General features: G+C 68.8%; 23 protein-coding genes. 12 read left to right on the forward strand and 11 right to left on the reverse strand.

From position 1 onward, the window contains the following. The first annotated feature begins 7 nt into the window (after window positions 1-7). Together plsY and dprA are read left to right on the forward strand one after the other, a co-directional pair. Window positions 8-628, forward strand: coding sequence for a glycerol-3-phosphate 1-O-acyltransferase PlsY (gene plsY, locus ACTIFS_RS17725; protein WP_439575452.1), 621 nt, complete (start codon window positions 8-10; stop codon window positions 626-628). Then, window positions 625-1,764 carry a DNA-processing protein DprA gene (gene dprA / locus ACTIFS_RS17730; RefSeq protein WP_439575453.1) on the forward strand — a complete coding sequence of 380 codons (1,140 nt, stop codon included), beginning with the start codon at window positions 625-627 and terminating at the stop codon, window positions 1,762-1,764. The genes plsY and dprA overlap by 4 nt, the downstream gene beginning before the upstream one ends. On the opposite strand, the gene ACTIFS_RS17735 is transcribed toward dprA, so the two are convergent. Beyond that, window positions 1,728-1,991 (reverse strand): hypothetical protein, encoded by a 264-nt coding sequence (locus ACTIFS_RS17735; RefSeq protein WP_439575454.1) that lies wholly within the window; start codon window positions 1,989-1,991, stop codon window positions 1,728-1,730. The genes dprA and ACTIFS_RS17735 overlap by 37 nt on opposite strands. 241 nt (window positions 1,992-2,232) lie before the next feature. Here ACTIFS_RS17735 and topA point away from each other — a divergent pair, with 241 nt between their 5' ends. The 6 genes from topA to ACTIFS_RS17765 all read left to right on the forward strand — a co-directional run bounded on the left by topA (window position 2,233) and on the right by ACTIFS_RS17765 (window position 10,780). Further along, on the forward strand, window positions 2,233-4,938 hold the full coding sequence (gene topA, locus ACTIFS_RS17740) for a type I DNA topoisomerase (RefSeq protein ID WP_439575455.1): 2,706 nt from the start codon (window positions 2,233-2,235) through the stop codon (window positions 4,936-4,938). A gap of 67 nt (window positions 4,939-5,005) precedes the next feature. After that, window positions 5,006-7,360, forward strand: a complete 2,355-nt coding sequence (gene rnr / locus ACTIFS_RS17745; protein WP_439575456.1) for a ribonuclease R — start codon at window positions 5,006-5,008, stop codon at window positions 7,358-7,360. Continuing rightward, window positions 7,357-7,794, forward strand: coding sequence for a DUF983 domain-containing protein (locus ACTIFS_RS17750; protein WP_439575457.1), 438 nt, complete (start codon window positions 7,357-7,359; stop codon window positions 7,792-7,794). Before rnr ends, ACTIFS_RS17750 begins: the two co-directional genes overlap by 4 nt. Then, window positions 7,791-8,534, forward strand: coding sequence for an NUDIX hydrolase (locus ACTIFS_RS17755; RefSeq protein ID WP_439575458.1), 744 nt, complete (start codon window positions 7,791-7,793; stop codon window positions 8,532-8,534). Before ACTIFS_RS17750 ends, ACTIFS_RS17755 begins: the two co-directional genes overlap by 4 nt. A gap of 88 nt (window positions 8,535-8,622) precedes the next feature. Then, a complete protein-coding gene (locus ACTIFS_RS17760) occupies window positions 8,623-9,552 on the forward strand; it encodes a PepSY domain-containing protein (protein WP_439575459.1) in 930 nt (309 codons plus the stop codon). Between the two features lie 55 nt (window positions 9,553-9,607). Then, window positions 9,608-10,780, forward strand: a complete 1,173-nt coding sequence (locus ACTIFS_RS17765) for an MFS transporter (protein ID WP_439575460.1) — start codon at window positions 9,608-9,610, stop codon at window positions 10,778-10,780. 121 nt (window positions 10,781-10,901) lie between these two features. Here the strand turns inward: ACTIFS_RS17765 and glmS are convergent, their stop codons facing one another. The 10 genes from glmS to tpiA form a co-directional block, all read right to left on the reverse strand. Next, window positions 10,902-12,728 (reverse strand): glutamine--fructose-6-phosphate transaminase (isomerizing), encoded by a 1,827-nt coding sequence (gene glmS, locus ACTIFS_RS17770; RefSeq protein WP_439575461.1) that lies wholly within the window; start codon window positions 12,726-12,728, stop codon window positions 10,902-10,904. Between the two features lie 510 nt (window positions 12,729-13,238). Then, window positions 13,239-14,615 (reverse strand): bifunctional UDP-N-acetylglucosamine diphosphorylase/glucosamine-1-phosphate N-acetyltransferase GlmU, encoded by a 1,377-nt coding sequence (gene glmU / locus ACTIFS_RS17775; RefSeq protein ID WP_439575462.1) that lies wholly within the window; start codon window positions 14,613-14,615, stop codon window positions 13,239-13,241. A gap of 253 nt (window positions 14,616-14,868) precedes the next feature. Beyond that, complete coding sequence (gene kdsA / locus ACTIFS_RS17780; protein ID WP_439575463.1) at window positions 14,869-15,720, reverse strand: 3-deoxy-8-phosphooctulonate synthase; 852 nt, start codon at window positions 15,718-15,720, stop codon at window positions 14,869-14,871. A 93-nt stretch (window positions 15,721-15,813) separates the two neighbouring features. Further along, window positions 15,814-16,974, reverse strand: a complete 1,161-nt coding sequence (locus ACTIFS_RS17785; protein WP_439575464.1) for a glutathionylspermidine synthase family protein — start codon at window positions 16,972-16,974, stop codon at window positions 15,814-15,816. Between the two features lies 1 nt (window position 16,975). Beyond that, window positions 16,976-17,566, reverse strand: coding sequence for a hypothetical protein (locus tag ACTIFS_RS17790; protein WP_439575465.1), 591 nt, complete (start codon window positions 17,564-17,566; stop codon window positions 16,976-16,978). Window positions 17,567-17,576: 10 nt separating this feature from the next. Next, window positions 17,577-17,981 carry a DUF350 domain-containing protein gene (locus tag ACTIFS_RS17795; RefSeq protein ID WP_439575466.1) on the reverse strand — a complete coding sequence of 135 codons (405 nt, stop codon included), beginning with the start codon at window positions 17,979-17,981 and terminating at the stop codon, window positions 17,577-17,579. Between the two features lie 54 nt (window positions 17,982-18,035). Further along, window positions 18,036-18,362 (reverse strand): DUF1190 domain-containing protein, encoded by a 327-nt coding sequence (locus ACTIFS_RS17800; protein ID WP_439575467.1) that lies wholly within the window; start codon window positions 18,360-18,362, stop codon window positions 18,036-18,038. Window positions 18,363-18,382: 20 nt separating this feature from the next. Continuing rightward, window positions 18,383-20,011, reverse strand: coding sequence for a CTP synthase (locus ACTIFS_RS17805; RefSeq protein ID WP_439575468.1), 1,629 nt, complete (start codon window positions 20,009-20,011; stop codon window positions 18,383-18,385). Window positions 20,012-20,181: 170 nt separating this feature from the next. Next, window positions 20,182-20,649: a preprotein translocase subunit SecG gene (gene secG, locus ACTIFS_RS17810; RefSeq protein ID WP_439575469.1), complete on the reverse strand. Its 468-nt coding sequence runs from the start codon at window positions 20,647-20,649 to the stop codon at window positions 20,182-20,184. Window positions 20,650-20,745: 96 nt separating this feature from the next. Then, window positions 20,746-21,498, reverse strand: a complete 753-nt coding sequence (gene tpiA / locus ACTIFS_RS17815; protein WP_439575470.1) for a triose-phosphate isomerase — start codon at window positions 21,496-21,498, stop codon at window positions 20,746-20,748. Window positions 21,499-21,659: 161 nt separating this feature from the next. On the opposite strand from tpiA, the gene ACTIFS_RS17820 reads away from it, so the two are divergent. The 4 genes from ACTIFS_RS17820 to trpD are packed head-to-tail and all read left to right on the forward strand — an operon-like array spanning window position 21,660 to window position 26,706. Beyond that, window positions 21,660-23,543 (forward strand): SurA N-terminal domain-containing protein, encoded by a 1,884-nt coding sequence (locus ACTIFS_RS17820; RefSeq protein ID WP_439575471.1) that lies wholly within the window; start codon window positions 21,660-21,662, stop codon window positions 23,541-23,543. 18 nt (window positions 23,544-23,561) lie between these two features. Next, on the forward strand, window positions 23,562-25,079 hold the full coding sequence (gene trpE, locus ACTIFS_RS17825) for an anthranilate synthase component I (protein ID WP_439575472.1): 1,518 nt from the start codon (window positions 23,562-23,564) through the stop codon (window positions 25,077-25,079). Continuing rightward, window positions 25,076-25,690 carry an anthranilate synthase component II gene (locus tag ACTIFS_RS17830; RefSeq protein WP_439575473.1) on the forward strand — a complete coding sequence of 205 codons (615 nt, stop codon included), beginning with the start codon at window positions 25,076-25,078 and terminating at the stop codon, window positions 25,688-25,690. The genes trpE and ACTIFS_RS17830 overlap by 4 nt, the downstream gene beginning before the upstream one ends. Next, window positions 25,690-26,706: an anthranilate phosphoribosyltransferase gene (gene trpD, locus ACTIFS_RS17835; RefSeq protein WP_439575474.1), complete on the forward strand. Its 1,017-nt coding sequence runs from the start codon at window positions 25,690-25,692 to the stop codon at window positions 26,704-26,706. The genes ACTIFS_RS17830 and trpD overlap by 1 nt, the downstream gene beginning before the upstream one ends. The last annotated feature ends 4 nt before the right edge of the window (window positions 26,707-26,710 follow it).

Consider the following 26,710-nt stretch of genomic DNA (forward strand, 5'->3'; position numbering starts at 1 on the left):
GCAACCCATGCCTGCAGACATCCTGTCCCTTCCCGCAGTTGCTGCCCTGGTGCTGGGCTATCTGCTCGGCTCGATCCCCTTCGGACTGCTGCTCACCCGCGCCGCCGGCCTCGGCGATATCCGGTCCATCGGGTCGGGCAATATCGGCGCGACCAATGTGCTGCGCACCGGCAACAAGGGGCTGGCCGCGGCTACGCTCCTGCTGGACGGACTGAAGGGCACGGCCGCCGTGCTGATCGGCGCCCAGTTCGGCCCCTGGCTCGGCCTGGCCGCCGGTCTTGGCGCGTTTCTGGGGCACCTGTTCCCGGTCTGGCTGGGCTTTCGGGGCGGCAAGGGCGTTGCCACCTTCGTCGGCGTGCTCGCCGGCCTGCACTGGCCGTCCTTCCTCGTCTTCGCGGCGGTCTGGCTCGTCATGGCCTTCGCCTTCCGCTATTCGTCGCTCGCCGCCCTAGCCGCGAGCCTCGCCGCGCCCGCCGGCATGATCGCCTTCGGTCTCGGCTGGCCGGTGATCCTGGTCACGGTCGTGATGGTCGCCCTTTTGTGGCTGCGCCACCACCAGAACATCGCCAACCTGATCGCCGGCAGCGAAAGCCGGATCGGCAGCAAGAGTGCGGCGCCGCCCGCATGAGCCAGGATGCGGACGATCTCTTCGCCCGCCCCTCGCCGGCCATACGGCTGACCGACCGCCAGCGTGTCGACTGGCTGCGCCTTGCCCGGTCCGAGAATGTCGGCCCGCGAACTTTCCGCGATCTGCTCAACCTCTATGGCGGCGCCGCGGCCGCTCTCGACGCCCTGCCCGAACTCTCCCGCCGCGGCGGCCTGCGCACGATCCGCATCGCCAGCCGCGAGGATGCCGAACGGGAGATCGCACAGGGCGCCCGCATGGGCGTGCGCTTCGTCGCCCTCGGCGAACCGGACTATCCCGACCGCCTGCGCCGCATCGCCGCCGTCCCGCCGATCATCGCCATTGCCGGACAATCCGGCGCCTTGCTGCGCCCGATGGTCGGCATCGTCGGGTCGCGCAATGCCTCGATCGCCGGCCTCAAGATGGCCACCCTCATCGCCCGCGGTCTGGGCGAAGCCGGCTTCGTCACGGTCTCGGGCCTTGCCCGCGGCATCGATGCCGCCGCCCACGATGCCTCGCTCGCGACCGGCACGATTGCCGTGCTGGCCGGTGGCGCGGACCGGATCTATCCACCCGACAATGCGCCGCTGCTGGCCCGCATTCTCGATTCCGGCGCGGCCATCACCGAGATGCCCATGGGCCACGAGCCCCGGGCGCGCGACTTCCCCCGCCGCAACCGGCTCATCGCCGGCCTGTCGCTCGGCGTCGTGGTGATCGAGGCGGCCGACCGGTCCGGCTCGCTGATCACCGCGCGCATGGCGCTGGAGGAGAACCGGGAGGTCTTTGCAGTTCCCGGATCACCTCTGGATCCGCGCGCCGCCGGAACCAACCGGCTGCTCAAGCAGGGCGCCGTGCTCGTGACCGAACCGGCCGACATCATCGAGGTCCTGAGGCCGGTCATGGCCCGCGATCCCGGCCCCGTGGAAGCCGGCGAGACCGATGTGCCGATGGAGCCCGTCGAGCCGGGAGACGATACGCGCAGCCGCATCCATTCCCTGCTCGGCCCGGTGCCCGTGACCATCGACGACATCGTCAGGGCGTCGGAGGCCCCCGTTGCCGCGGTCCGCGTGGTGCTGCTCGAGCTGGAACTCGCCGGCCGGCTTCACCGGGAACCGGGCGGCCGTGTCTCGCTCGTCTGATCCGCCTCGCCCGGGTCGAGCCGCGCGAAAGTCGCGGCGAGCCGTTCGGCTTCCATTCGCGCCATATCGGTGAGGAACCCAAGCGTGCGAAATCCGCCGGCATGGGCAAGCCCTGCAAGCTCCGCCGTTGCGGCGGCGAGATAGGCGGACAGTTCGGCGCGGTCCACGGGCCAGGTCGCCGGCGGGGGACCTGCCGCCCGCTGGTCGGATTCCGCCGGACGGCGCATGCTGCGGGCAGATGTCCTTCGGTCGGTCGTCCTTCGATCGGTCATGGCGATGGGCCCGGCTGACGGATGACGTGCGGCATCCCCAGAGCGATATACAACCTTTGATATCAGTCAATAGATTTTACAATCTTTTGGTGTTGTCGCTGCCATTTGACACTGCGTTGGCTTGTGCCCATGTTCCGCGCCTGTTTGCGCCGCACCAGGGGCGGCGGCGCAAGGCTTTGCAAGGGACTGACAGCGCGTGGGCGTCAACGTCGTCATCGTCGAATCGCCGGCCAAGGCCAAGACGATCAACAAATATCTTGGTTCCGGCTACGAGGTCATCGCCTCCTTCGGCCATGTCCGCGACCTGCCGCCGAAAGACGGATCGGTGGACCCCGATGCCGATTTCACCATGATCTGGGAGGCCGACGGGCGCGGCGCCAAGCGCATTGCCGAGATCGCCCGCACCGTGAAGGGCGCCGCCAAGCTCATCCTGGCCACCGACCCCGACCGCGAGGGCGAGGCGATCTCCTGGCACATTCTGGAGGCGCTGCGCGAGAAGCGCGTGCTGAAGGACATGCCGGTCGAACGGGTGACGTTCAACGCCATCACCAAGCAGGCCGTGCAGGACGCGATGGCCAACCCGCGGGCCATCGACGAGGCACTGGTCGAGGCCTATCTCGCCCGCCGCGCGCTCGACTATCTGGTCGGCTTCCGCCTGTCGCCCGTGCTCTGGCGCAAGCTGCCCGGCGCGCGGTCGGCCGGGCGCGTGCAGTCGGTCTCGCTGCGCCTCGTCTGCGAGCGCGAGGCCGAGATCGAGCGGTTCCGGCGGCAGGAATACTGGTCGCTGGTGGCGACCCTCGCCACTCCGCGCAGCGAGACCTTCGAGGCGCGGCTGGTCGGTGCGGACGGCAAGAAGCTCCAGCGGCTGGACGTCGGCACCGAGGACGAGGCCCGGGCCTTCGAGAAAGCGCTGAACGAGGCCCATTTCGCGGTTGCCTCGGTCGAGGCCAAGCCCGCCCGCCGGCACCCCTATGCGCCCTTTACCACCTCGACGCTGCAGCAGGAGGCCAGCCGCAAGCTCGGCTTTGCCCCGGCCCGCACCATGCAGGTCGCCCAGCGCCTCTACGAAGGCACGGATATCGGCGGCGAGACTGTCGGCCTCATCACCTATATGCGCACCGACGGCGTCGATGTGGCGCCGGAGGCGGTCTCTGCCATCCGCAGCCTGATCGGCAAGGATTTCGGCCCCCGCTATCTGCCCGGCGCGCCGCGCAAATACACGTCCAAGCAGAAGAACGCGCAGGAGGCCCACGAGGCGATCCGGCCGACCGATGCACGCCGGCACCCGCGCGAGGTCGCCCGCTTCCTCGAACCGGAACAGGCCAGGCTCTACGAGCTGATCTGGAAGCGCACGGTCGCCTCGCAGATGGAAAGCGCCGAGCTCGAGCGCACCACCGTCGAAATCACGGCCACCGTGGGGGGACTGGGGCCTTCGCTCGGCCGCAAGCTCGACCTGCGCGCCACCGGGCAGGTGGTGAAGTTCGATGGCTTCCTGACCCTCTACACCGAGGACCGCGACGACGAGGCGGACGATGAGGATTCGCGCCGGCTGCCGGCCATGACGATGGGCGAAAAGCTGGATCGTCGGGCCATTGCCGCCGGGCAGCACTTCACCGAGCCGCCGCCGCGCTACACCGAGGCGAGCCTCGTCAAGCGCATGGAGGAGCTTGGCATCGGCCGGCCGTCCACCTATGCCGCAACGCTGCAGACCCTGCAGGACCGCGAATATGTGCGGCTGGACAAGAAGCGGCTGATCCCCGAGGACAAGGGCCGGCTGGTCACCGCCTTCCTGGAAAACTTCTTCAACCGCTATGTGGAATACGGCTTCACGGCGGCGCTGGAGGAGCAGCTCGACCTCGTCTCCAACCACGAACTCGACTGGAAGGCCCTGCTGCGCGCGTTCTGGCGCGACTTTGCCGCCGCCATCGAGGAGACCCGGGAACTGCGCGTGTCCGACGTGCTCAGCGCGCTCAACGAGAGCCTTGGGCCGCATATCTTCCCCGACCGTGCCGACGGCGCCAATCCGCGCGCCTGTCCCAGCTGCGGCTCCGGCATGCTCTCGCTGAAGCTCGGCAAATTCGGCGCCTTCATCGGCTGCTCGAACTATCCCGAATGCCGCTTCACCCGCCAGCTTGCCGCCCCCGGCGAGGGCAATGGCGAGGGACCGGCGGACGCTGCGCCCGACGGCACGCGGCGGCTCGGCAACGACCCTGTCAGCGGACTTGAGGTCATCGTCCGGGACGGCCGGTTCGGACCGTACATCCAGCTCGGCGAGGGCGAGAAGCCGAAGCGCTCGTCGCTGCCCAAGGGGCTGGAACCGGCAAGCCTCGACCTTGCCCGCGCGCTCGCCCTTCTGGAACTGCCGAAGGAGGTGGCCCGCCATCCCGAGAGCGGCAATCCGATCCTCGTCGGCATCGGCCGCTATGGCCCCTATGTCCAGCACGATCGCACCTACGCCAATCTGGAAAAGGACGATGACGTGCTGGCGATCGGCTCGAACCGGGCCATCGACCTCATCATCGCCAAGGAGACCGGAGCGAAATCGCGCTTCGGCCGCGGTGCGCAGGCCACGGGCCGGGTGCTCGGCGACCATCCGACGCTGGGCGGACCGATCACCGTGATGCCGGGCCGCTACGGGCCCTATGTGAAGCACGGCGCCGTCAACGCGACCATCGCGAAGGGCAAGAACCCGGACGAACTGACGATGGACGAGGCGGTGGCGCTCATTGCCGCGCGCGCCGACAGCGCCGGCTCGGGGCGCAAGGGCAAGGCGCGTCCGGCGGCGGCGCGATCCGCACCCAAGGCGGCGGGCGCGACCAAGCCGGCGGCCAGGAAGCCAGCCGCGAAAAAGGCTGGGGCCAAGAAACCCGTCGCGAAGAAAGCCCCTGCCCCGAAGGACTGAGGCAGCGCTGCGCGGCGCAGCGTTTCCCTGACGCCGCCGATCCGGTAGCGTGCGGCGGTCCCGTCGCATGGCCGGGCCCGATTCCGGAAGTTCCTTGCCCCGCAAGCCCAAGACCGACGCGCCCGTCCGCCTGCCCTCCCGCGAGGAGGTTCTTGCCTTCATCGCGAGCCAGACCGGGCGCGTGGGCAAGCGCGAGATCGCGCGCCATTTCGGCCTGCATGGCGCCGACAAGGCGGAATTGAAGGCGCTGCTCAAGGGCATCCTCGACGAGGGCCTGGTGACCAAGGGCCGGGGCCGGCTGGTCAAGCGCGGCGCGCTGCCGCCTGTGCTGGTGGTCGACGTGGTGAGCCGCGATGCGGACGGCGACCTTGTCGCGAGCCCGGCCGAATGGAACGAGGCCGAGCACGGCGCGGTGCCGGATATCGTCATCGCCCTGCCCCATCGCCCGCGCGCCGGCGAGCCGGTGCCCGGCGTCGGCGACCGTGTGCTGGTGCGCCTGGCCGATGGCGGCGGGCCCTCCGACGATTCGAGGCCGGTCGGGCGGGTGATGAAGATCCTCGATCGCGGCCGCTCCCGCGTGATCGGCGTGTTCCGCGCCATTCCCGGTCATGGCGGCCGGCTGCTGCCCGTCGACAAGAAGAATTCCGGGCGGGAGCTCACCATTCCCGACGAGGCGACGGAGGGCGCCAGGGACGGCGATCTCGTCGCGGTCGATGTCGTGAAAACCTCGCGGTTCGGGCCACCGGTGGCGCGGGTGCGCGAACGCCTCGGCAACCTGACATCCGAGCGCGCCATCTCGCTGATCGCGCTGGAGATCCACGGCATCCCGCATGTCTTCCGCGCCGAAACCCTGGCGGAAGCCGAGCGCGCCGAGCCGGTGCGACCCGGCGGGCGCGAGGACTGGCGCCGCCTGTCGCTGGTCACCATCGACCCGGCCGATGCCAAGGACCACGACGATGCGGTCCATGCCGAACCCGATCCTGCGGCTGACAATCCCGGCGGCTTCATCCTCACGGTCGCCATCGCCGATGTCGCGGCCTATGTGCGCCCCGGCACGGCGCTCGACCGCGAGGCGGCGCTGCGCGGCAATTCGGTCTATTTCCCCGACCGGGTGGTGCCCATGCTGCCCGAGCGCATTTCCAACGACCTGTGCTCGCTGCGCCCGCTCGAGGACCGGCCGGCGATGGCCTGTCGGATCGTCATCCGCGCCGACGGGCGCAGGAAGTCCCACTCCTTCCACCGGATCCTGATGCGCTCGGCGGCAAAGCTCGCCTATGCCCAGGCGCAGGCGGCCATCGACGGCCGGCCCGACGACATCACCGATCCGCTGGTCGATGGCGTGCTGAAACCGCTCTGGGAGGCCTATGCGGCCCTGAAGCGCGCCCGCGACGACCGCGAGCCGCTGGACCTCGACCTGCCCGAGCGCAAGATCCTCTTGAAGCCCGATGGCACGGTCGACCGGGTGGTGGTGCCGGAGCGGCTCGACGCCCACCGGCTGATCGAGGAGATGATGATCCTCGCCAATGTCTGCGCGGCCGAGACGCTGGAAAAGCATCGCGTCCCCTGCATGTACCGCATCCATGACGCGCCGAGCATGGAGAAGCTCATGGCGCTGAAGGAGTTTCTCAAGACGCTCGACATCGCCCTGCCCAAGGCGGCGCTGCTGCGACCCTCCCATTTCAACCAGATCCTGCGCCGGGCCGGCGCCACGGATTCGGTGGAACTGGTCAACCAGGTGGTGCTGCGCTCGCAGAGCCAGGCGGAATATTCGCCGGAGAATATCGGCCATTTCGGCCTCAACCTGCGCCGCTACGCCCATTTCACCTCGCCGATCCGACGCTATGCGGACCTCATCGTCCATCGCGGGCTGATCCGGGCGCTTGGCCTCGGTTCGGACGGCCTGACCGACGGCCAGGCTTCGGCGCTGGCCGAGATCGGAGCCGAGATTTCCGCGGCGGAGCGCCGGGCGATGGCGGCCGAGCGCGAAACGATCGACCGGCTGATCGCCGCCCATCTGGTGGACCGGATCGGCGACATCTTCCAGGCCCGCATCTCGGGCATGACCCGGTCCGGCCTGTTCGTGAAACTGGCCGAGACGGGCGCTGACGGCTTCGTGCCGGCCGCCAGCATCGGCGGCGACTATTTCCGCTACGAGGAGGGCCAGCAGGCCCTCGTCGGCTCGCGCACCGGCGAAACCTACCGGCTGGGCGATCCGGTGACGGTGCGCCTGGTCGAGGCCGCCCCCGTGGCGGGAGCCCTGCGTTTCGAACTGATGAGCGATGGCCGGGCCGGGGTTGCCTCGCCCCGGCGCGGAGAGCACATACGGCGCAACCGTCGCGACGACGGCTTTTCCGACGGTCGGCGCGCCCGCCCCGGCGACAAGCCGTCCAAGCCCCCGTGGAAAAGGAAGGGCCGCAAATGAGCGTGCAATACCTTCATGGCAGTCCGGTTGCCGCCGAGAAGCCGGCCCGGCCGGTCTGGCCCGCGCTGAGGCGCGGCCTTGCCTGTCGCTGCCCCGCCTGCGGCGAAGGCCGCATGTTCTCGTCCTACCTGAAGGTGGCGCCGGCCTGCGAGCGCTGCGGCGAGGCGCTGCACCATCACCGGGCGGACGACGCACCGCCCTATCTGACGATCCTCCTCGTCGGCCACCTGCTCGTGCCCTTCATGCTCTGGCTGGAGGTGGGCTACGCACCGGACTACTGGATCCATATCGCGATCTGGCTGCCGCTGACGCTGATCCTGTGCCTGGCGTTCCTGCCGGTGCTGAAGGGGGCCGTGGTGGCCTATCAGTGGGCGCTCAGGATGCATGGCTTCGACGAGGACAGCGACGAAGCAAGGGACGCGATACCGGGATGAGCGAACAGGGTTCGGGGCTGGCCGAGAGGCTGACGAAGACGGAGCGCGAGCAGCGCTGGGCGAACCAGCGCCCGGTGGATGCCGCGACCCTCATTCTGATCGACCGCACCGGCAAGCACCCCAAGGTGCTGATGGGCAAGCGGCGCCTTGACCTGAAGTTCATGCCGGGCAAGTTCGTCTTTCCCGGCGGGCGGCGCGACCCCGACGACCGCGCCATGCCGGTCTATGGCACCTTGCACGACCTCGCCCAGGCGCGTCTGATGGCGCGCGTCCAGCGACCGTCCATGTCCCGTGCCCGATCGCTGGCGCTGACCGCCATCCGCGAGACCTGCGAGGAGACCGGGCTGCTGCTCGGCACCCGCGATGCCGGCAAGCCGGAGGTCGTTCCGAAAGGCTGGGAGCTTTTCGCCGCGCACGGCGTGTTCCCGGACCTTGAATCCCTCCATTTCGTCGCCCGCGCCATCACGCCGCCGCGCCGGCCGAAGCGTTTCGACACCCGCTTCTTCGCCTGCGACGCCGACCATGTCGCCCACCGGATCGAGGGCGTTGTCGGCCCCCATGCGGAACTGACCGAACTGAAATGGCTGACGCTGGAAGAAGCGCTCCACGAGGACCTGCCGACCATCACCACGGTGGTGCTCGAGGAACTCGGCGACCGCATCACCAAAGGGTTCTCGCCGGCCCTGCCGGTGCCGTTCTACTACATGGTCCGCAAGGAGTTCCGGCGGGAACTGCTCTGACACATTAACGCGAATTCATTTGAGGTGGCCCGAGGCGACCGACTAGCGTCCTGACCGAATATGTGGCGATCATGGAAGGGCCGCGCGGATGTGGAAGCCTTGGCTGTTGCGGTTTCACCGCTGGATCACGCTGGTCTTCGCCCTGCCTCTCGCTGTGATCATCCTGACCGGGCTGATCCTGTCGTTCGAACCGATCGCCCAGATCGGCGCCACCCGCCCCGGATCGCTCGATGCCGCCCGGATCGAGGCGATCCTGGATCGCCATGATCCCGAGGGCAAGGCACGCTCGCTGACCTTCCGCGCCTATGAGAACCGGCTGTCCATCGGCGGGGTCAGGCCCGACGACACGATCGACGTCGATATTCGCACCGGAGCCGAACTGACGGAGGGCGGCACGGTTTCCGACCTCTTCTACTATTCTCGCGTTCTGCACGAGACGCTAATGCTGGAACTCGGCTGGCTGGTGCACGTCTCGACGATGGCCATGCTGCTGCTGGTGGCCATCGGCATCGCCATGGGCTGGCCGCGCCTCGCCAACTCAGTGTCGGGCTGGCACAAGGGTGTGGCGTGGATCCTGCTGCCATTGCTCATCCTGTCGCCCCTCACCGGCCTGTTCCTCGCCTGGGGTGTGACCTTTACCGGCCCCCCGCCGACCGCCCGTGCCGAACCCGTCCCGCTGCGCGAGGCGATCCGCATCGCGGGAGCGCAGCATGACCTGTCGGGCCTCGTCTGGCTGCGCAGCCGCAACGGCCGCCAGTTGATCCGCCTCGTCGAGGGTGGCGAGTACCGGGTCTTTTCGGTGGCGCGCGACGGCCTTGTCGCCAGTTCGCGCAACTGGCCGCGCCTGCTGCACGAGGGCAATTTCGCGGGCATCTGGGCGGGCCTGATGAACGTGGTGATCTCCCTTGCCTTCATCATCCTGATGACCACCGGTCTCGTCATCTGGGCGCGGCGACGCTTCCGCAGGCGCCCGTCCGCCAGCCGCCCCCGCCGTACCGTTCAGTCTGCGCCGGCCTGAGGCGCCAATTCGGCGCTTGTCATGGCGCGGTCACGGCGTCATGTCAGGCGGCCTCATGACCGTCATCGCATCCCCCACCTTCGACCGCCAGACGACCCTGTCCATCGCTGCGGCCATTGCCTGCATCGTGTCGGTGGGAATCGGCCTGTCGCTGTCGATCCCGCTCCTGTCCTTTGCCATGGATGCCAAGGGTGCCTCGCGCACGCTCATCGGCATCAACACAGCCATGGGCGGCGTGGCGACGATCGCCTGCGCGCCGTTCATCTCCGGCTGGGCCAGGGCCTATGGCGTGCGGGCGGTGCTGGGGGTGGCGATTGCAACGGGGGTGGTCTCGCTTCTCGCCTTCCTGGTGGTCGAGCCGCTCTGGGCCTGGTTCCCCCTGCGATTCGTGTTCGGCGGCTCGCTGGCCGTGCTGTTCGTGCTCTCCGAATACTGGATCAACGCGGCCGCCCCCGAGGCGCGGCGCGGCTTCGTGCTCGGCATCTATGCCACCGCCCTGTCGCTGGGATTTGCCACCGGGCCGCAGATCCTGACCTTCGTCGGCACCGCGGGGCCGGCGCCGTTCCTGGCGGGCAGCGCCGTCTTCGGCCTCGCCGCCCTGCCGGTCGTGCTGGCGCGCGGCATCGCCCCCGTCATCGGGGACGAACCGACGTCCGGGCTGATGACGTACCTGTGGGCGGCGCCGGCGGGCACGCTGGCGGCGCTGGTGTTCGGCGCCGCGGAAACCGGCGCCATCGCGCTGCTGCCGCTCTACGGCACGGCCATCGGTCTCGACACGATGGGCGCGCTGTCGCTGGTGACGGCCTTCGTGCTCGGCAATGTGCTGTTCCAGATCCCCTTGGGGATGATCGCCGACCGGATCGACCGGCGCTGGGTGCTGCTGTTCTGCGCCAGCGTCGGCGCGACCGGCATGGCCGTCATGGCCATGGTCCCGCTCGGCCTGACCGCGCTGATGGCGCTGCTGTTCGTGTGGGGCGGCATCGTCGCCGGGCTCTACACCGTGGGGCTCGCCCATCTCGGCAGCCGCTTTCGCGGCGCAGACCTTGCCCAGGCCAATGCGGCCTTCGTGGTGATGTATTCGATCGGGCTGATCGTCGGGCCGCCGCTGGCGGGGGCCGGCATGGATTTTTGGCCACCCCACGGCCTTGCCGCCACGCTGGCCCTGCTGTTCGCCTTCTATCTGGCCGTGGTGGTGACGCGGATCGCGATCACCCGCCAGTCGGCCTGACATTCGTCCGATTATAGGACTACGGTCCTTGACAGCGTGACGATGGTTTGGTAGATTCCCGCTATGTTCGAAAGCTGCGCCTGAAGGCAGGGACTGGCACCGGCAGACCCCTGCCGCGGCTTCATTCCACCGTCACGCTTTTGGCGAGGTTGCGCGGCTGGTCGACATCCGTGCCCATCTCCACGGCCGTGTGATAGGCGATGAGCTGGATCGGCACCGCATAGACGATGGGCGCGATGGTGGCCGGCACGTCGGGCATCACGATGGTGGCGACGGTATCGACGGCGGCGTGCTCGGCCCCCTTGGCATCCGTCACCAGGATGATCAGGCCGCCCCGCGCCGCCACCTCCTGCATGTTCGACACGGTCTTCTCGTAGACCTTGTCGAAGGGCGCGATGACGACCACCGGCATGGTCTCGTCGATCAGCGCGATGGGGCCGTGCTTGAGCTCGCCGGCGGCATAGCCCTCGGCATGGATATAGGACAGTTCCTTCAGCTTCAGCGCGCCCTCCAGGGCGATCGGATAGGAGGTGCCGCGGCCCAGATAGAGCACGTCGCGCACCTTGGAGAGCGACTTGGCGAGACCGGCGATCTCGTCCTCCTGCTTCAGCGCCTCGTTCATGTAGCGGGGCGCCTCCATCATGGCGCGCACCAGCCGGTCCTCGTCCTCGGGGCCGACATAGCCGCGGGCCTTGCCGGCGGCGATGGCCAGCGAGGCGAGCACGGCGAGCTGGCAGGTGAAGGCCTTGGTCGAGGCGACACCGATCTCGGGACCGGCCAGCGTCGGCATGACGATGTGGCTCTCGCGGGCAATCGTCGAGGTCGGCACATTGACCACGGCGAGGACGTGCTGGCCGTTCTCCTTGGCGTAGCGCAGCGAGGCCAGCGTATCGGCCGTCTCGCCGGACTGGGAGACGACGATCATCAGGCCGCCCGGCACCATCGGCGTCTCGCGGTAGCGGAACTCGGAGGCGATATCGATGTCGACCTGGATCCGGGCGAAGCGCTCGAACCAGTATTTGGCGGTGAGGCCGGCGAGATAGGCGGTTCCGCAGGCCGCGATCGAGATGCGCGGCAGCTTGGCCCAGTCGAAGGGCAGGTCGGCGGGCAGCCGCACCTTTCCGGCGGCCATGTCGAGATAGTGGGCGGTGGTGCGGGCGACGACTTCGGGCTGCTCGTAGATCTCCTTGAGCATGAAATGCTTGTGGTTGCCCTTGTCGACGAGGAAGGCGGTCGCCGAGGAGCGGATCACCGGCCGCTGCACGACATGGCCCTGCTCGTCGCGGATCTCCACGGAGTTGCGGTCGAGGATGGCCCAGTCGCCCTCCTCCAGATAGGCGACCGCCGAGGTGAAGGGCGCGAGCGCGATGGCGTCGGAGCCCAGATACATCTCGCCATCGCCATAGCCGACCGCGAGCGGCGAGCCCTTGCGGGCGCCGATCAGCAGGTTGTCGTTGCCCTCGAACACGAAAGCGAGCGCGAAAGCCCCGCGCAGGCGCGGCAACACGGCGCCGACCGCATCGGCCGGGCTCTTGCCGGCCTTCATCAGCTGGCCGACCAGATGCGCGACGGTCTCCGTGTCGGTCTGGGTGGAGAAGACGACGCCTTCCGCCTCCAGTTCGCGCCGCAGCTCGCGGAAATTCTCGATGATGCCGTTGTGGACGACGGCGACCCCCTCGGAGGCATGCGGATGGGCATTGGTCTCGGTCGGCGCGCCGTGGGTGGCCCAGCGGGTATGGCCGATGCCGATGGTGCCCTTCAGCGGCGCGCCCGCCAGGACCGCCTCCAGGTTCTTCAGCTTGCCCTCGGCGCGGCGGCGGGTGAGCACGCCATCCTCGAGCGTGGCGACCCCGGCCGAATCATAGCCGCGATATTCGAGCCGCTTGAGACTGTCGACGAGCTGGCCGGCCACGGGCTGCTTGCCGAGGATGCCGATGATACCGCACATGCGCTCTTGGCTCCGTTCATGCCCGACTCTGCCCTTGATAGGCCCATCGGCGTCAAAAGGGGTTTAACGGCGGCGCGAGGCCGCCGGGAAATGAAAAGCTGTGACGATGTGAGACAGGGGCGAAGGCGATGGGCTGCACCACGCCAGTGCGTCCTTCGAGGCTCGCTGTCGCTCGCACCTCAGGATGAGGAGGGTGGTGAGCGGCATCGGCTTCTCCAGTGAGTGCCCCCCCGCTCCGCCTGCCCACCCGGGATGCAGACCCCGATGCTCCTCATCCTGAGGAGCTCCCTGGCGTTGCGCGGCACCAGCCACGTGCGTCCTTCGAGGCTCGCTGTCGCTCGCACCTCAGGATGAGGAGGGTTGGGAATGGCATCAGCGGCGAGAGGCTCGCCCGTTGCGCTTCAGATCGCCCTCGGTGCCGTCCTCTGCCCACCTCATCCTGAGGTGCGAGCGACAGCGAGCCTCGAAGGACGCAGGCCCGGGCTGCAGTCCCCCAATCTGGCGCTGCCCTCAGGCTTTCCCCGCTTCCTTTGCCTTGCGCGCGGCCCGGCGGCGCTTGTTCGTCCGGATGCGCTCGGCCCCCCGGTCCGGAAGCGCTGCCTGCCGGGGACGGCCGAAGGCGAGCGAGCCGGAGGCGACATCCAGCGTGATGGTCGAGCCGGCCGCGATCAGCACCTCGTCGCCGATGGTCAGCGGCGCCACCAAGGTGGAATTGGAGCCGACGAAGGCGTCGCGGCCGATGACGGTCGGGTGCTTGTCGGCGCCATCGAAATTGCAGGTGATGGTGCCGGCGCCGATATTGGTGCCCTCGCCGACAGTCGCATCGCCAAGATAGGCAAGATGGTTCGCCTCCGCCCGCGGCCCCATGGTCGTGCGGTTCACCTCGACGAAATTGCCGATATGCACCCCCTCCCCGATCCGGCTCTTCGGCCGGATGCGCGCGAAGGGGCCAACAATGGCGCCGCGCGCGACGTGGCAGCCGGCAAGGTGGGAACTGGCGCGGATGATGACGCCGTCCTCCACCGTCACGCCGGGGCCGAACACCACATTGGGCTCGACCAGCACGTCGCGGCCGAGCCGCGTGTCGAAGGACAGGAAGACGGTGCCCGGCGCGGTCAGCGTGGCGCCACCGCGCATGGCCGCGACGCGCAGGCGCGTCTGCGCGATGGCCTCGACCTCGGCAAGCTGGACGCGGTCATTGACGCCGCGCACCTCTTCTTCAGGGGACGTGACGATGGCCGTGGGCAGACCCCCGGCAAAGGCCAGGGCCACCGCATCGGTCAGGTAGAATTCGCCCTTGGCATTGGCATTGCCGATCCGTTTCAGGAGAGCCAGCGCATGGGTCCCGGCCAGCGCCATCAGCCCGCCATTGCAGAGCGTGATGGCGCGCTGCGCTTCGGTCGCGTCCTTCTCCTCGACGATGGCGGCAAGCGCGCCGCCTTCCATCACCAGCCGTCCGTAGCCGAACGGGTCCGCCGCCTGGAAGCCGAGCACCGCCACGGCCGCGCCCCCCGCCAGCGCGGCGCGCAGGCGCAGGAACGTCTGAGGCGTCACCAGCGGCGTATCCCCGAAGGCGACGATCACATCGTCAAAGCCCTTCGCGAGGGCGGCCTCGGCCTGCAGCACCGCATGGGCGGTGCCGAGGCGATCGGCCTGGACATGGACAGTGGCCTCCGGCACCAGCCGGCGCGCCTCCGCGGCGACATCGTCCCGATCCGGCCCGACCACGACCGCTGCCGCCGTGCCGCCGGCCGCCGCCACCGCGGTCAGCACGTGACCGAGCATGGAAAGCCCCGCCACCTCGTGCAGGACCTTGGGCCGTGCGGACTTCATCCGCGTGCCCTCGCCGGCCGCGAGCACGATGGAAAGGCAGGAGCGTTCGGTCATGGGGAGGTTCCGATTCGGCAGATCATCGGCATTCTAGGGCCTTTGGAGACCGGCATCGTGGGATTGCGTCCTTCGAGGCTCGCTCCGCTCGCACCTCAGGATGAGGGGGATTGTCACTGGCATCAGCGTCGGAAAAGGCACGGAAGGTCCGCAGCATCAACCGAGGTGCAAGACACCCCTGGCCTCATCCTGAGGTGCGAGCCCGAAGGGCAAGCCTCGAAGGACGGCCAACACTGATGCAGGATGCCCGCCGTCAGGCAAGCCCCTTGGCCAGCCGGTCGAAGGCCACGAGGATCTTCAGGAGGCCCTCCATCTGCCTGAGCGGCACCATGTTGGGGCCGTCGGACGGCGCCTTGTCGGGGTCGGGATGGGTCTCGATGAACAGGCCGGCAACGCCGACCGCCACCGCAGCCCGCGCCAGCACCGGCACGAATTCGCGCTGGCCGCCGGAGGACGCGCCCTTGCCGCCGGGCTGCTGGACCGAATGGGTGGCATCGAAGATGACCGGCGCGCCGGTCGTCTCCGCCATGATCGGCAGCGCGCGCATGTCGGAGACGAGCGTGTTGTAGCCGAAGGAGGCGCCGCGCTCGGTCACCATGACGTTCGGGTTGCCGGCCTCGGTCACCTTGGCGGCGACATTGGCCATGTCCCAGGGCGCGAGGAACTGGCCCTTCTTGACATTGACCGCCCGGCCGGTCCGCGCGGCGGCGACCAGCAGATCGGTCTGGCGGCAGAGAAAGGCCGGGATCTGCAGGATGTCGGCGACCTCGGCGACCGGCGCGCACTGGTCGATCTCGTGGATGTCGGTGATGACCGGCAGGCCGAGCCGCTCCTTCACCTCGGCGAAGATCGGCATGGCCGCCTTCATCCCGATGCCGCGCGAGGACTTGCCCGAGGTGCGGTTGGCCTTGTCGAAGGACGACTTGTAGACGAGGCCGATGCCGACCCGCTCCGTGATCTCCTTCAGGGCGGCGGCAACCTCCAGCGCGTGCTCGCGGCTTTCCATGGCGCAGGGCCCCGCGATCAGGGCCAGCGGCAGGCGGTTTCCGAAGGTCACCGGGCCGACCGTCACGGTCGCCTGAGCCAGTTCGGACAATGAGGTCATGTCGGGTCTCCGGGCCCTGCAGCGCCCGGCCATGCGGGACCCGGGCGCCGGGTTACGGTCGCCGACGCCTTCTGGCAGACCTGCGCGCGCCGATCAACCGACGATGGCGTGCGGGATGAAGCAGGAGGTGTTGCCGGTGACGAGGCCCGCATCCTCGCGGATGCCCATGCCGGCCGGGTCCTGGTCGATGATCCACGAGCCGAGAACCGGCCGCATGCCGTTGAACACGACGTCCGGGGCGAGCGCCTGCAGCACCCGCGGCTGATCGCCATAGGGACCCTCGGGCGCGGCCAGAACCACGCCGTCGCGGCGGATTTCGACGTTCGACCCCTCGCGCGAGAAGATCGGCTTGGCGGCATAGCTCGAGCCGAGACTGGAGGCGGCGGGATCACCCTCGTGGTAGCATTCCAGGAGGTTGGGGTGATTGGGCGCGAGCTTCCACAATTCGGGCAGGATAGCCTTGGTCGAGAGCAGCATCTTCCAGGGCGGCTCGATCCAGATCGTGTTGCTGGCCGGCATGGCCGAGCCGAACTCCTCGTGGATCAGCCATTCCCAGGGATAGAGCTTGAACAGCGTGTCGATCGAGCGGTTCTGCAGGTCGACGAACTGGCCGTTGCGGGACAGGCCGATATCGGCAATGTCGATCAGCACCAGCCGGTGGCCGGCCTCGGTGGCGCATTCGGCCATGTATTCGACGTTCTTGCGGTCCTCCAGCTCCTCGGAGAAGGCCGTCATGTGGAACAGGCCGGATTTCGGCCATTCCTTGAACCGCGCGATCAGCTTGTCATGCAGGCTGTTGAACTGGTCGGCATCCTTGGGCAGGGCGCCGGCCTTGATCCGGTCCTCCAGCCAGAACCACTGGAACACGGCGGCCTCGTAGAGCGAGGTCGGCGTGTCGGCGTTGAACTCCAGAAGCTTTGGCGGCGAGGTTCCGTCATAGGTGAAATCGAACCGGCCATAGAGGCTCTTGTCGTGCCGCTGCCAGCTCTTGGCCAGCCAGTCCCAGTAGATGGAGGGGATGTTGAGGCGGCGCAGATATTCCTCGTCGCGCACCGCCCGGCCTGCGAATTCCCCGCACAGCGCCACCAGTTCCTCGGTGCCCTCCTCGATGTCCTTCTCGATCTGGTGCAGCGTGAACTGGTAGTAGGCCCGCTCGTCCCAGTAGCGCTGGCCGTCCGGCATCGCATAGGCGAAGCCATATTCGTCGGCGAGCGCCTTCCAGTTGGGCCTTTCGGCGATAGCCACCCGCTTCATGTCAGCCTCCCGATCGCGACGACGAGGACGAGAAACTGCGACCGGTCGAGCCGAAGCCGCTGCGTGTCACCCCCTGGCTCTGCGTGGCCGACCGGCCCGAACTGCTGCCCCAGCCGACGGAACGCGCCGAGCCACCGCGTCCGCCGGTCCAGAAGAAGGAATTGGACGATCGCGTGGTCGGGCAGGACCGGCGGGCCGAAAAGACCTGTCCGGTCGCCGTGATGTAGCGTCCGGGCGTCGACATGCCGAGGGGCTGCATGCTCCACGAGCCCGAACCGCTGCGGGACAGGCCGACGGCGGCAGGCGCCCCGCTGAAGGCCACCCGGCACTGCTCGCCGGGAACCACGGCCTCGCATTGCATCTGGGTCGTGACGATCTGCGTGGTCGTGCAGTCCGTGCGGGTGCGGCCGGTGCCGAAGCCGTTGGTGGCCGTGATCGCGCCGACGCCGAGCAGGGCCGCGGTGCCGATGCCGATCGGCGACAACAGTGCCGAGCGCTTGCGCTGGGGGGTGGCCGCGGGGGCATCCACCCTCACCTTCGGCTTGGCGAGCCTGCGGCGCTGCTTTCCCTCGCCCCGGTTGTTGCCGGTCACCGCCCGGCCCTCACGTCGTCATGGAGGCCGCGACCAGCTGGCCGCCGGCAATGGACACGGCGCCGAGCCAGATGCCGGCCGAGATCTCGCTGCGTTCGATGCGGCCTGACAGGTCGTCGAGGAAGATGCGCGCCATGTAGTAGATGCCAACCTGCACCACCAGCGACACACCGGCCCACAGCGCATTGTCGAGGATGGATTCCGAATATTCGACCGTGGCGGCCAGCGGGATCGAGAAGCCGATGAGGCTTCCCGCCAGCGCCACGGCGGCGGCCATGTTGCCACCGCGCATGAGGTCGAACTCGTTGTGGCGGGTGATGCGCGTATAGATGACCGCGAACAGGGCGAGAAAGCAGGCCGCCAGGGCGAAATGGGCGATGAAGGCCGGAAAGCCCGACAGATAGTCCGCGATCATTTTGGCGATTCCCCTCTGACGATAGGGAATGCTAACCCGACACGCCGCTCCGGGCTACCTCGGGCCGGCGACCGGAATGATCCGGGTGGTTCCGGACCCGGCAAGGCAGAAACCGGTCGCGCGCGGCACGAAGCCGGCAGCCGTCGGACTGGCTTCGCAGGTGCCGTGGCGGTCCTCGCAGGGCGTGCGGTCGTTATAGACCGGGCCGGTGCGGGCGAGCAGGGCCTGCGCCTCGTTCCACATCGACTGGCAGCGCCCGGCCGCATGGCCCGCGGCCGCGCAGGCCTCCACCGAATGCCAGACCGGCGCCGCGCCGCACTCCCCGCCGCTGCGCCAGACCTGGACCATCAGCGCCGCAGCCGCCAGGACCGCCGCGGCCACGATCAGCGCGCCTTTCCGCATCAGACGAGGCGCGACTGCACCTTCGCCGCCTCGATGAACGAGCGGAACAGCGGGTGCGGGTCGAAGGGCCGGCTCTTGAGCTCGGGATGATACTGGACGCCGATGAACCAGGGATGGTCCGGATATTCGATGGTCTCGGGCAGCACGCCGTCCGGCGACAGGCCGGTGAAGACGAGCCCCTTGCTCTCCAGCCGCTGCCGGTAGTCGAGATTGACCTCGTAGCGGTGGCGGTGGCGTTCGGAAATCATGTCGGAGCGGTAGATCGTGGCGATCTTCGAATCGGGCTTGAGATGGGCGGTGAAGGCGCCGAGCCGCATGGTGCCGCCGAGATCGCTGCCCTGGCTCCGCTTGACCAGTTCGTTGCCCTTCAGCCATTCGGTCAGGAGGCCGACAACCGGCTCGGGGGTCGGGCCGAACTCGGTCGAATTGGCGCCGGCGATGCCGGCGAGGTTCCGCGCCGCCTCGATCACCGCCATCTGCATGCCGAAGCAGATGCCGAAATAGGGCACCTTGCGCTCTCTGGCGAAGCGGGCCGCCCGGATCTTGCCCTCGGCCCCGCGCTGGCCGAAGCCGCCGGGCACGAGGATGCCGTGGACGTCCTGCAGATAGGGCGAGGGATCCTCGCGCTCGAAGACCTCGCTCTCGATCCACTCGAGATTGACCTTGACCCGATTGGCCATGCCGCCATGGGCCAGAGCCTCGATCAGCGACTTGTAGGCGTCCTTCAGCCCCGTGTACTTGCCGATGATCGCGATATTGACCTCGCCTTCCGGATTGTGGACCCGGTTGGAGACGTCCGCCCAGCGCCGCATGTCCGGCTCGGGCGCCGTGTCGATGGCGAAGGCGCGCAGCACCTCGTCGTCGAGGCCGGCGCGATGATAGGCGAGCGGCACATCGTAGATGGAGGCTGCATCGCGCGCCTCGACGACGGCCGAGGGCCGCACGTTGCAGAACAGCGCCAGCTTCTTGCGCTCGCCCTCCGGGATCGGCCGGTCGCAGCGGCACAGCAGGATGTCGGGCGCGATGCCGATCGAGCGCAGTTCCTGCACCGAGTGCTGGGTCGGCTTGGTCTTCAACTCGCCCGCCGAGGCGATGTAGGGCAGCAGCGTCAGGTGGATGAAGATGCTGTCGCCCTCGGGCAGTTCGTTGCCGAGCTGGCGGATGGCTTCGAAGAAGGGCAGGCCCTCGATATCGCCGACCGTGCCGCCGATCTCGACGAGGACGAAATCATAGCCCTCGTTGCCCGTGCGCACGAAGTCCTTGATGGCATCGGTAACGTGGGGGATCACCTGGATGGTGGCGCCGAGATAGTCGCCGCGCCGCTCCTTGGTGATGATGTCCTGATAGATGCGGCCGGTGGTGATGTTGTCGGCACGCGTGCAGGGACGGCCGGTGAAGCGCTCGTAATGGCCGAGGTCGAGATCGGTCTCGGCACCGTCGTCGGTGACGAAGACCTCGCCGTGCTGCGTCGGGCTCATCGTGCCCGGATCGACATTGAGATAGGGGTCGAGCTTGCGCAGCCGGACCGTGTAGCCACGCGCCTGCAGCAGCGCGCCGAGCGCCGCCGAAGCCAGACCTTTTCCGAGGGACGAGACCACGCCGCCGGTGATGAAAATATACCGCGTCATGGGGCTTCCTCTTTAAGGCCGCATGTCTGATTCGGGTAGCGGGACGGCTGCACGCCAGACGCTGTCCACAAGAGAGAAGGGCCGGTCCACAAAAGAGAAGGGCCGGTTTCCCGGCCCTCGTTCCGACGCGTTCCGGCAGGGCCGGACTGCGGGTCCTGGGCGCGCCGCCGCTAGGGCCGCGGCGCCGGGGGCTGCGAACCGCCGGCCGGAGCCTGCGGCGGCGGCGAACCGCCAGCCGGGGCCTGCGGCGGCTGCGACAGGCCGCGAAGCCCCTCCAGCATGCCGGTCCCGCCGCCCTGCCCGCCCGACTGCGGCACCTGGGGCACGCCGGGCGAGGCCGGCACGGCCGGCGCCGCGGGGGCAGCAGGCGCGGTCGGCGCACCCGCCGGCCGGTCGAGCAGCGAGCGGGGGCCACGCGCCTGCGTCGCCATGATGGCCAGCGTGATCGAGGTCAGGAAGAAGGCACCGGCCAGCACGGCCGTGGCGCGCGTCAGCACATTGGCGGATCCGCGCGAGGACATGAAGTTGCCGCCGCCCCCGCCCATGCCAAGGCCGCCCCCTTCGGAGCGCTGGAGCAGCACCACGACGATCAGTGCGAGCACGATCATCAGGTGGATGACGAGGATGACGGTCTCCATGGCGGCGACGGGTCCTGTGCGAAAGAAAGCGGGTCTCTACACGATCGGCCGGGACTTGCCTACCCTCCGGGGGTGAGCCGGCCGGCCTTTACCGTTTCACCGGAAGGCCGCCGCGATGGCGAGGAAATCGGCGGCCTTCAGGCTTGCCCCGCCGACCAGCGCGCCGTCGACATCGGCGACACCCATCAGGTCCTTCGCATTGGCCGGCTTGACCGAGCCGCCATAGAGGAGGCGGATGCCGGCGGCCTGCCTGCCATGGCGGGAGACGAGCCGCTTGCGGATCAGGGCATGGACCTCGGCGACATCGTCCGTGGTGGGGGTCAGGCCGGTGCCGATGGCCCAGACCGGTTCGTAGGCGACGATGACGGTCTGCGGCGTCGCGCCCTCGGGCACGGAACGGCCAAGCTGGCGGGCAACCACGGCCAGCGCCTTTCCGGCCTCGCGCTCGGCCTGCGTCTCGCCGACGCAGACGATCGCCGTCAGGCCCTCCGCTATGGCCGCTTTGGCCCTGGCGGCCACGTCGGCGTCGGTTTCGCGGTTGTACTGGCGCCGCTCGGAATGGCCGACGATGACCGCGCTGGCACCGGCATCCGCCAGCATCGCGGCGGAGACCTCGCCGGTGAAGGCCCCGGAGGATTCGGGGTGGCAGGTCTGGCCGCCGATGGCGATGCGGGACCCGAGCGCGGCGGCGGATGCGAGGAAGACCAGCGGCGCCGGCGGGCAGATCATGAGATCGACCTTCGCCCTCAGCGCGGCGTCATAGCCCTCGGCCATGGCGGCCAGTTCCTTCAGCGCCGCACGGCTGCCGTTCATCTTCCAGTTGCCGGCGACAAGGGGCCGAGGCGCCATGATCATTCTCCCGATCGCGAATGGCCGGGTGACTAGCAGAAGGCCGCCCGGTGCGCCACCCGGCGACCTTGCCCCTGGCGGGGGCGATCACTATGCTCCGCCGACTTTTTTCCGGTCCTGCGACAGGTCCGGCAGCCCTGTGACGTGGAGAACCGACCGGCATGTTGACCGGCATTCGCGGCGCCTTCGAGCGCGGATTCGTGCGTTTCCTCCTGATCGGCCTGATGGCTTTGCTCGTGCTGAGCTTCGCCGTCTGGGGCGTGGGCGACATTTTCCGGGGTGGAACATCGACGACCCTGGCCACCGTCGGCCAGACGCAGGTGACCGTCCAGGCCTTCCAGACCGCCTATAACCGCGACGTCCAGAACTTCGGACGGATGCTGGGTCGCGGCGTCACGCCGGACCAGGCCCGCCAGTTCGGGGTCGACCGGCGCGTGCTGTCGCAACTGCTGACCGACGCGACCCTCGACGAGCGGGCCCGCCAGCTCGGGCTCGGCGTGGACGACGACACGATCCGCGCGCGCATCCTGACCACACCGGCGTTCCGCGGGCCGACCGGGCAGTTTGACCGCAACGTGTTCCTCGACCGGGTCCGGTCGCTCGGCTTCAACGAACAGACCTATATCGACTATGAGCGGCGGCTTGCCCTGCGCCAGCAGATTGCCGGCGCGGTGTCCGACCGGCTGACGGCTCCCAATGCCATCATCGAGTCGCTGGCCCGCTTCCAGCAGGAAAAGCGCCGGGCCGCCTATGTCGTGCTCGGCGCGCGCGCGGTGGGCGACATTCCCGCGCCGGATGCGGCGACGCTCCAGAAATATTTCGAGGACAACCGGGCAACCTTCCGCGCGCCGGAATATCGCAAGCTCGTGGTCGTCACCCTGACGCCGGAAGAGCAGGCCGGGTTCCAGCAGGTGCCGGCCGACCGGATCGAGGCGGAGGTGGCGCGCCTGCGCGAGACCGCCGAGCGGCGCACCATCCAGCAGATCCGGTTCGGCAATGCCGACGAGGCCGCCGCGGCCCGCCGCCGGCTCGGCGAGGGCCTGTCCTTCGAGGATCTGGCGAAGGAGCGGAACATTTCCGACACCGACCTGACGCTGGGCACGCTGTCGCGGGCGCAGGTCAGCGACACGGTCGTCAGGGATGCCGCCTTCGCCCTCGCCGAGGGCGCCGTCAGCGAGCCGGTGACCGGAACCTTCGGCACCTTCCTGCTGCGCGTCACCCGTGTCGAGCCCTTCGACGAGGGCCGCGCCCGCGAGGAGGCGCGGCTGACGCTGGCCCGTTCGATGGCCCGCACGGCCGTGAACGAGCTGCACGACCGGATCGAGCGCGAGCGGGCGACCGGCCTGCCGCTGACCGATATTGCCACGAAGGTGGGCGTGACCGCCCAGACGATCGAGGCGGTGGATGTCCAGGGTCGCGACCCTGCCGACACGCTGCTCAATCTGGTCGGCGCCGCAGAGTTCCTGCCGGGCGCCTTCCGTGCCGATATCGGGCTGGAGAACGAACCGGTGCAGGTTCGCCAGACCGGCGCCTTCATCTGGTTCGAGGTCGCCGGCATCACGCCCGCGCGCGACCGCACGCTGGATGAGGTCCGCGACCGCGTCGAGGCCCGATGGCGTGAGGACGAGGTGAAGAGCCGCATTGCCAAAGCGGCTGAGGAGATGGTCGCCGCCATCAATGGCGGCAAGACGCTGGCGGAACTGGCCGCCCCGCTCGGGCTCGAGGTCAAGCAGTCACCCGAACTGCTGCGCACCGCGACCGAGGGCGACTGGGCCGCAGGCACCGTCGCCGCGCTGTTCGCGACCGCGAAGGGCAAGGCGGGCCAGGCTGCGGGGCAGGACGGCATCGACCGCATCGTCTTCGTGACGGAGACGGTCGAGGTGCCGGCCAATGCCACGCTCGACCAGCGCACGCGCGACCAGCTCGTTTCATCCATCGAGAACGACGTTCTCGAACAGTATATCTCCCAGCTCCAGCGCGACTTTGGCACGAGTGTGAACCAGACGCTGCTGAGCCGGGCCGTGGGTGGCGGCGAGACCCGCTAGCCCAAGCGAGGCTTTCCCATGCAGATCGAGCCTTCCTTCGAGGCCTTCTCCACCGTACATGCGGCGGGGCGGCCGCAGGTGGTGTGGACGACGCTCGTTTCCGATCTCGAGACCCCCGTCTCGGCCTATCTGAAGATCGCCGGCACCAGGACCAATGCCTTCCTGCTCGAATCGGTCGAGGGCGGCGCCATCAAGGGCCGCTATTCGATCCTGGGGCTCGACCCGGACCTGATCTGGCGCTGCCGCGGCGAGGTCGCGGAGATCAACCGCCGGCCGCAGACCGACCGGAATGCCTTCCTGCCGCTGGCCGAGGCGCCGCTGACCGCGCTGCGCACGCTGCTGGCCGAGAGCCGGATCGACATTCCCGAGAGCCTGCCGCCGATGGCGGCCGGCGTGTTCGGCTATCTCGGCTACGACATGGTCCGGCAGATGGAGCACCTGCCCCATGTCAGGCCCGATCCGATGGGGCTGCCGGACGCCCTGTTCATCCGGCCGATGGTGGTGCTGGTCTTCGACGCGGTGAAGGACCAGATCACCGTGGTCACGCCGGTCAGGCCGCAGTCCGGCCAGACCGCCAAAGTGGCCTATGACCGCGCGGTGGACCGGCTGATCGCGGTGGTCGATGCGCTCGACACGCCGATCGACAAGCAGACCCCCCTGCCCGACCATGCCGAGATCATGGCCGGCCTCGTCTCGAACACGAGCGAGGCGGATTATTCAGCCATGGTCGACCGGGCCAAGGAGTACATTGCCGCCGGCGACATCTTCCAGGTGGTGCTGTCGCAGCGCTTCTCCACGCCCTTCACCCTGCCGCCCTTCTCGCTCTACCGGGCGTTGAGACGGGTGAACCCCTCGCCATTCCTCTATTACCTGGCCTTCGACGGCTTCTCGGTTGCGGGCTCATCTCCCGAAATCCTCGTTCGCGTGCGCGACGGCCGCGTCACCATCCGGCCGATCGCCGGCACCCGCCCAAGGGGCGCGACGCCGGCCGACGACAAGCGCCTCGGCGAGGACCTGCTCGCCGATCCGAAGGAGCGCGCCGAGCATCTGATGCTGCTCGATCTTGGCCGCAACGATGTCGGGCGCGTCGCCAAGATCGGCACGGTCACCGTCACCGACCGCTTCTTCCTCGAGCATTATTCGCACGTCATGCACATCGTCTCGAATGTCGAGGGCGACATCGACCCGAAGCACGACCTGATCGATGCCATGGCGGCCGGGTTCCCGGCGGGCACGGTGTCGGGAGCGCCGAAGGTGCGCGCCATGCAGATCATCGACGAACTGGAGAAGGAGAAGCGCGGCCTCTATGCCGGCTGCGTCGGCTATTTCTCCGCGACGGGCGCCATGGACACCTGCATCGTGCTGCGCACGGCGGTGGTCAAGGACGGGCAGATGTATGTGCAGGCCGGCGCCGGCATCGTTGCCGACAGCGTCAATGCGATGGAGCAGGCCGAGTGCGTCAACAAGGCCAGGGCGCTGCTCTCGGCCGCCGACGAGGCGGTGAAGGCCGCTGCGCGCGCCGGGAGGGGCCAGTGAAGATCACCCTCATCGACAATTACGACAGCTTCACCTGGAACCTCGTCCATTATATCGGCAGGCAGGAGATCGACGGCGCGCGGCCGGAGGTCGCGGTCATCCGCAACGACAAGACCACGGCGGATGAGGTGATCGCCGGCGATCCCGACGCCATCGTGCTCTCGCCGGGCCCCTGCACGCCCAACGAGGCGGGCATCTGCCTGGAACTGATCGAGAAGGCCTCCGCCCGCATCCCGATGTTCGGCGTCTGCCTCGGGCATCAGGCCATGGGCCAGGTGTTCGGCGGCAAGGTTGTGCGCGCCCCGGTGCCGATGCATGGCAAGCTCTCCGAGATCCGCCATTCCGGGCAGAGCGTGTTCCGCGGCATCAACGGCGCCTTCCAGGCGACGCGCTACCATTCGCTGACGGTCGACCGGGACGGCTGGCCGCAGGACCTGGACATCACCGCCGAAACGGCCGATGGCGTCATCATGGGCCTGATGCATCGCGCGCGGCCGGTCCACGGGGTGCAGTTTCATCCCGAGAGCATTGCCTCCGAGCACGGACACCGCATGATCGGCACGTTCCTCGGGCTTGCCGCCGATTGGAACCGCAGCCAGGGGCGCCGCTGATGGAACAGTTCAGGACTCTCATCGCCAAGGTCGCCACCGGCGAGCCGCTGACGCGCACGGAGGCCGGCCAGGCCTTCGACCAGATCATGTCCGGCGATGCCACGCCCTCGCAGATCGGCGCCTTCCTGATGGCCCTGCGCGTGCGCGGGGAAACGGTGGAGGAAATCACCGCGGCGGTCGCCACCATGCGCGCCAAGATGGTGCGGGTCGAGGCGCCGGCCGATGCGATCGACGTGGTCGGCACCGGCGGCGATGCCTCGCACTCGCTGAACATTTCCACTTGTGCCGCCTTCATCGTGGCCGGCGCCGGCGTGCCGGTCGCCAAGCATGGCAACCGCGCGCTGTCCTCGCGCTCGGGCGCGGCCGACTGCCTGATGGCGCTCGGCGTGAAGATCGACCTCGGGCCGGAGGCGATCGCCCGCTGCATCCGCGAGGCCGGCATCGGCTTCATGTTCGCACCCGCCCATCACCCGGCCATGAAGTTCGTCGGCCCGACACGCGTGGAACTCGGCACCCGGACCATCTTCAACCTGCTCGGTCCGCTCTCCAATCCGGCCGGTGTGACGCGCCAGATGGTTGGCGTCTTCTCCGGGCAATGGGTCGCCCCGCTGGCGGAGGTGCTGAACAATCTCGGCTCGGCCAGGGCCTGGGTCGTCCATGGCTCGGACGGTCTCGACGAGGTGACTGGCACCGGCCCGACGATGGTCGCCCAGCTCGACCAGGGACGTGTCACCCAGTTTGAGGTCTCGCCGGCGGATGTCGGTCTGGCGCTGTGCGGGCCGGGCGAACTCAAGGGCGGCGATGCCGCCTTCAACGCCGCGGCCCTGCGGGCGGTTCTGGACGGCGAGCGCAATGCCTACCGCAACGTGGCGGCTCTCAACGCCGGCGCCTCGCTGGTGGTGGCCGGCAAGGCGCCCACCCTGCCGGACGGCTTCGCGATGGCGGAGGCCGCCATCGACAGCCGCGCCGCCGCCGCGCGGCTCGACCGGCTCGTCGCCGTCTCGAACGCGGCCTGAGGCA

The sequence above is a fragment of the Phreatobacter sp. genome (assembly GCF_051860605.1).
GTDB lineage: Bacteria > Pseudomonadota > Alphaproteobacteria > Rhizobiales > Phreatobacteraceae > Phreatobacter.

What these genes read in the sequence shown, in the direction of transcription:
- secG (WP_439575469.1), bottom strand. Translation starts at nt 20,649, where the DNA reads ATGGAGACCGTCATCCTCGTCATCCACCTGATGATCGTGCTCGCACTG.
- glmS (WP_439575461.1), bottom strand. Translation starts at nt 12,728, where the DNA reads ATGTGCGGTATCATCGGCATCCTCGGCAAGCAGCCCGTGGCCGGCCAG.
- ACTIFS_RS17760 (WP_439575459.1), top strand. Translation starts at nt 8,623, where the DNA reads ATGTGGAAGCCTTGGCTGTTGCGGTTTCACCGCTGGATCACGCTGGTC.
- ACTIFS_RS17755 (WP_439575458.1), top strand. Translation starts at nt 7,791, where the DNA reads ATGAGCGAACAGGGTTCGGGGCTGGCCGAGAGGCTGACGAAGACGGAG.
- ACTIFS_RS17765 (WP_439575460.1), top strand. Translation starts at nt 9,608, where the DNA reads ATGACCGTCATCGCATCCCCCACCTTCGACCGCCAGACGACCCTGTCC.
- ACTIFS_RS17750 (WP_439575457.1), top strand. Translation starts at nt 7,357, where the DNA reads ATGAGCGTGCAATACCTTCATGGCAGTCCGGTTGCCGCCGAGAAGCCG.
- trpE (WP_439575472.1), top strand. Translation starts at nt 23,562, where the DNA reads ATGCAGATCGAGCCTTCCTTCGAGGCCTTCTCCACCGTACATGCGGCG.
- glmU (WP_439575462.1), bottom strand. Translation starts at nt 14,615, where the DNA reads ATGACCGAACGCTCCTGCCTTTCCATCGTGCTCGCGGCCGGCGAGGGC.
- trpD (WP_439575474.1), top strand. Translation starts at nt 25,690, where the DNA reads ATGGAACAGTTCAGGACTCTCATCGCCAAGGTCGCCACCGGCGAGCCG.
- tpiA (WP_439575470.1), bottom strand. Translation starts at nt 21,498, where the DNA reads ATGGCGCCTCGGCCCCTTGTCGCCGGCAACTGGAAGATGAACGGCAGC.
- rnr (WP_439575456.1), top strand. Translation starts at nt 5,006, where the DNA reads ATGGCCGGGCCCGATTCCGGAAGTTCCTTGCCCCGCAAGCCCAAGACC.
- ACTIFS_RS17795 (WP_439575466.1), bottom strand. Translation starts at nt 17,981, where the DNA reads ATGATCGCGGACTATCTGTCGGGCTTTCCGGCCTTCATCGCCCATTTC.
- ACTIFS_RS17735 (WP_439575454.1), bottom strand. Translation starts at nt 1,991, where the DNA reads ATGCGCCGTCCGGCGGAATCCGACCAGCGGGCGGCAGGTCCCCCGCCG.
- ACTIFS_RS17785 (WP_439575464.1), bottom strand. Translation starts at nt 16,974, where the DNA reads ATGAAGCGGGTGGCTATCGCCGAAAGGCCCAACTGGAAGGCGCTCGCC.
- ACTIFS_RS17820 (WP_439575471.1), top strand. Translation starts at nt 21,660, where the DNA reads ATGTTGACCGGCATTCGCGGCGCCTTCGAGCGCGGATTCGTGCGTTTC.
- ACTIFS_RS17805 (WP_439575468.1), bottom strand. Translation starts at nt 20,011, where the DNA reads ATGACGCGGTATATTTTCATCACCGGCGGCGTGGTCTCGTCCCTCGGA.
- kdsA (WP_439575463.1), bottom strand. Translation starts at nt 15,720, where the DNA reads ATGACCTCATTGTCCGAACTGGCTCAGGCGACCGTGACGGTCGGCCCG.
- dprA (WP_439575453.1), top strand. Translation starts at nt 625, where the DNA reads ATGAGCCAGGATGCGGACGATCTCTTCGCCCGCCCCTCGCCGGCCATA.
- plsY (WP_439575452.1), top strand. Translation starts at nt 8, where the DNA reads ATGCCTGCAGACATCCTGTCCCTTCCCGCAGTTGCTGCCCTGGTGCTG.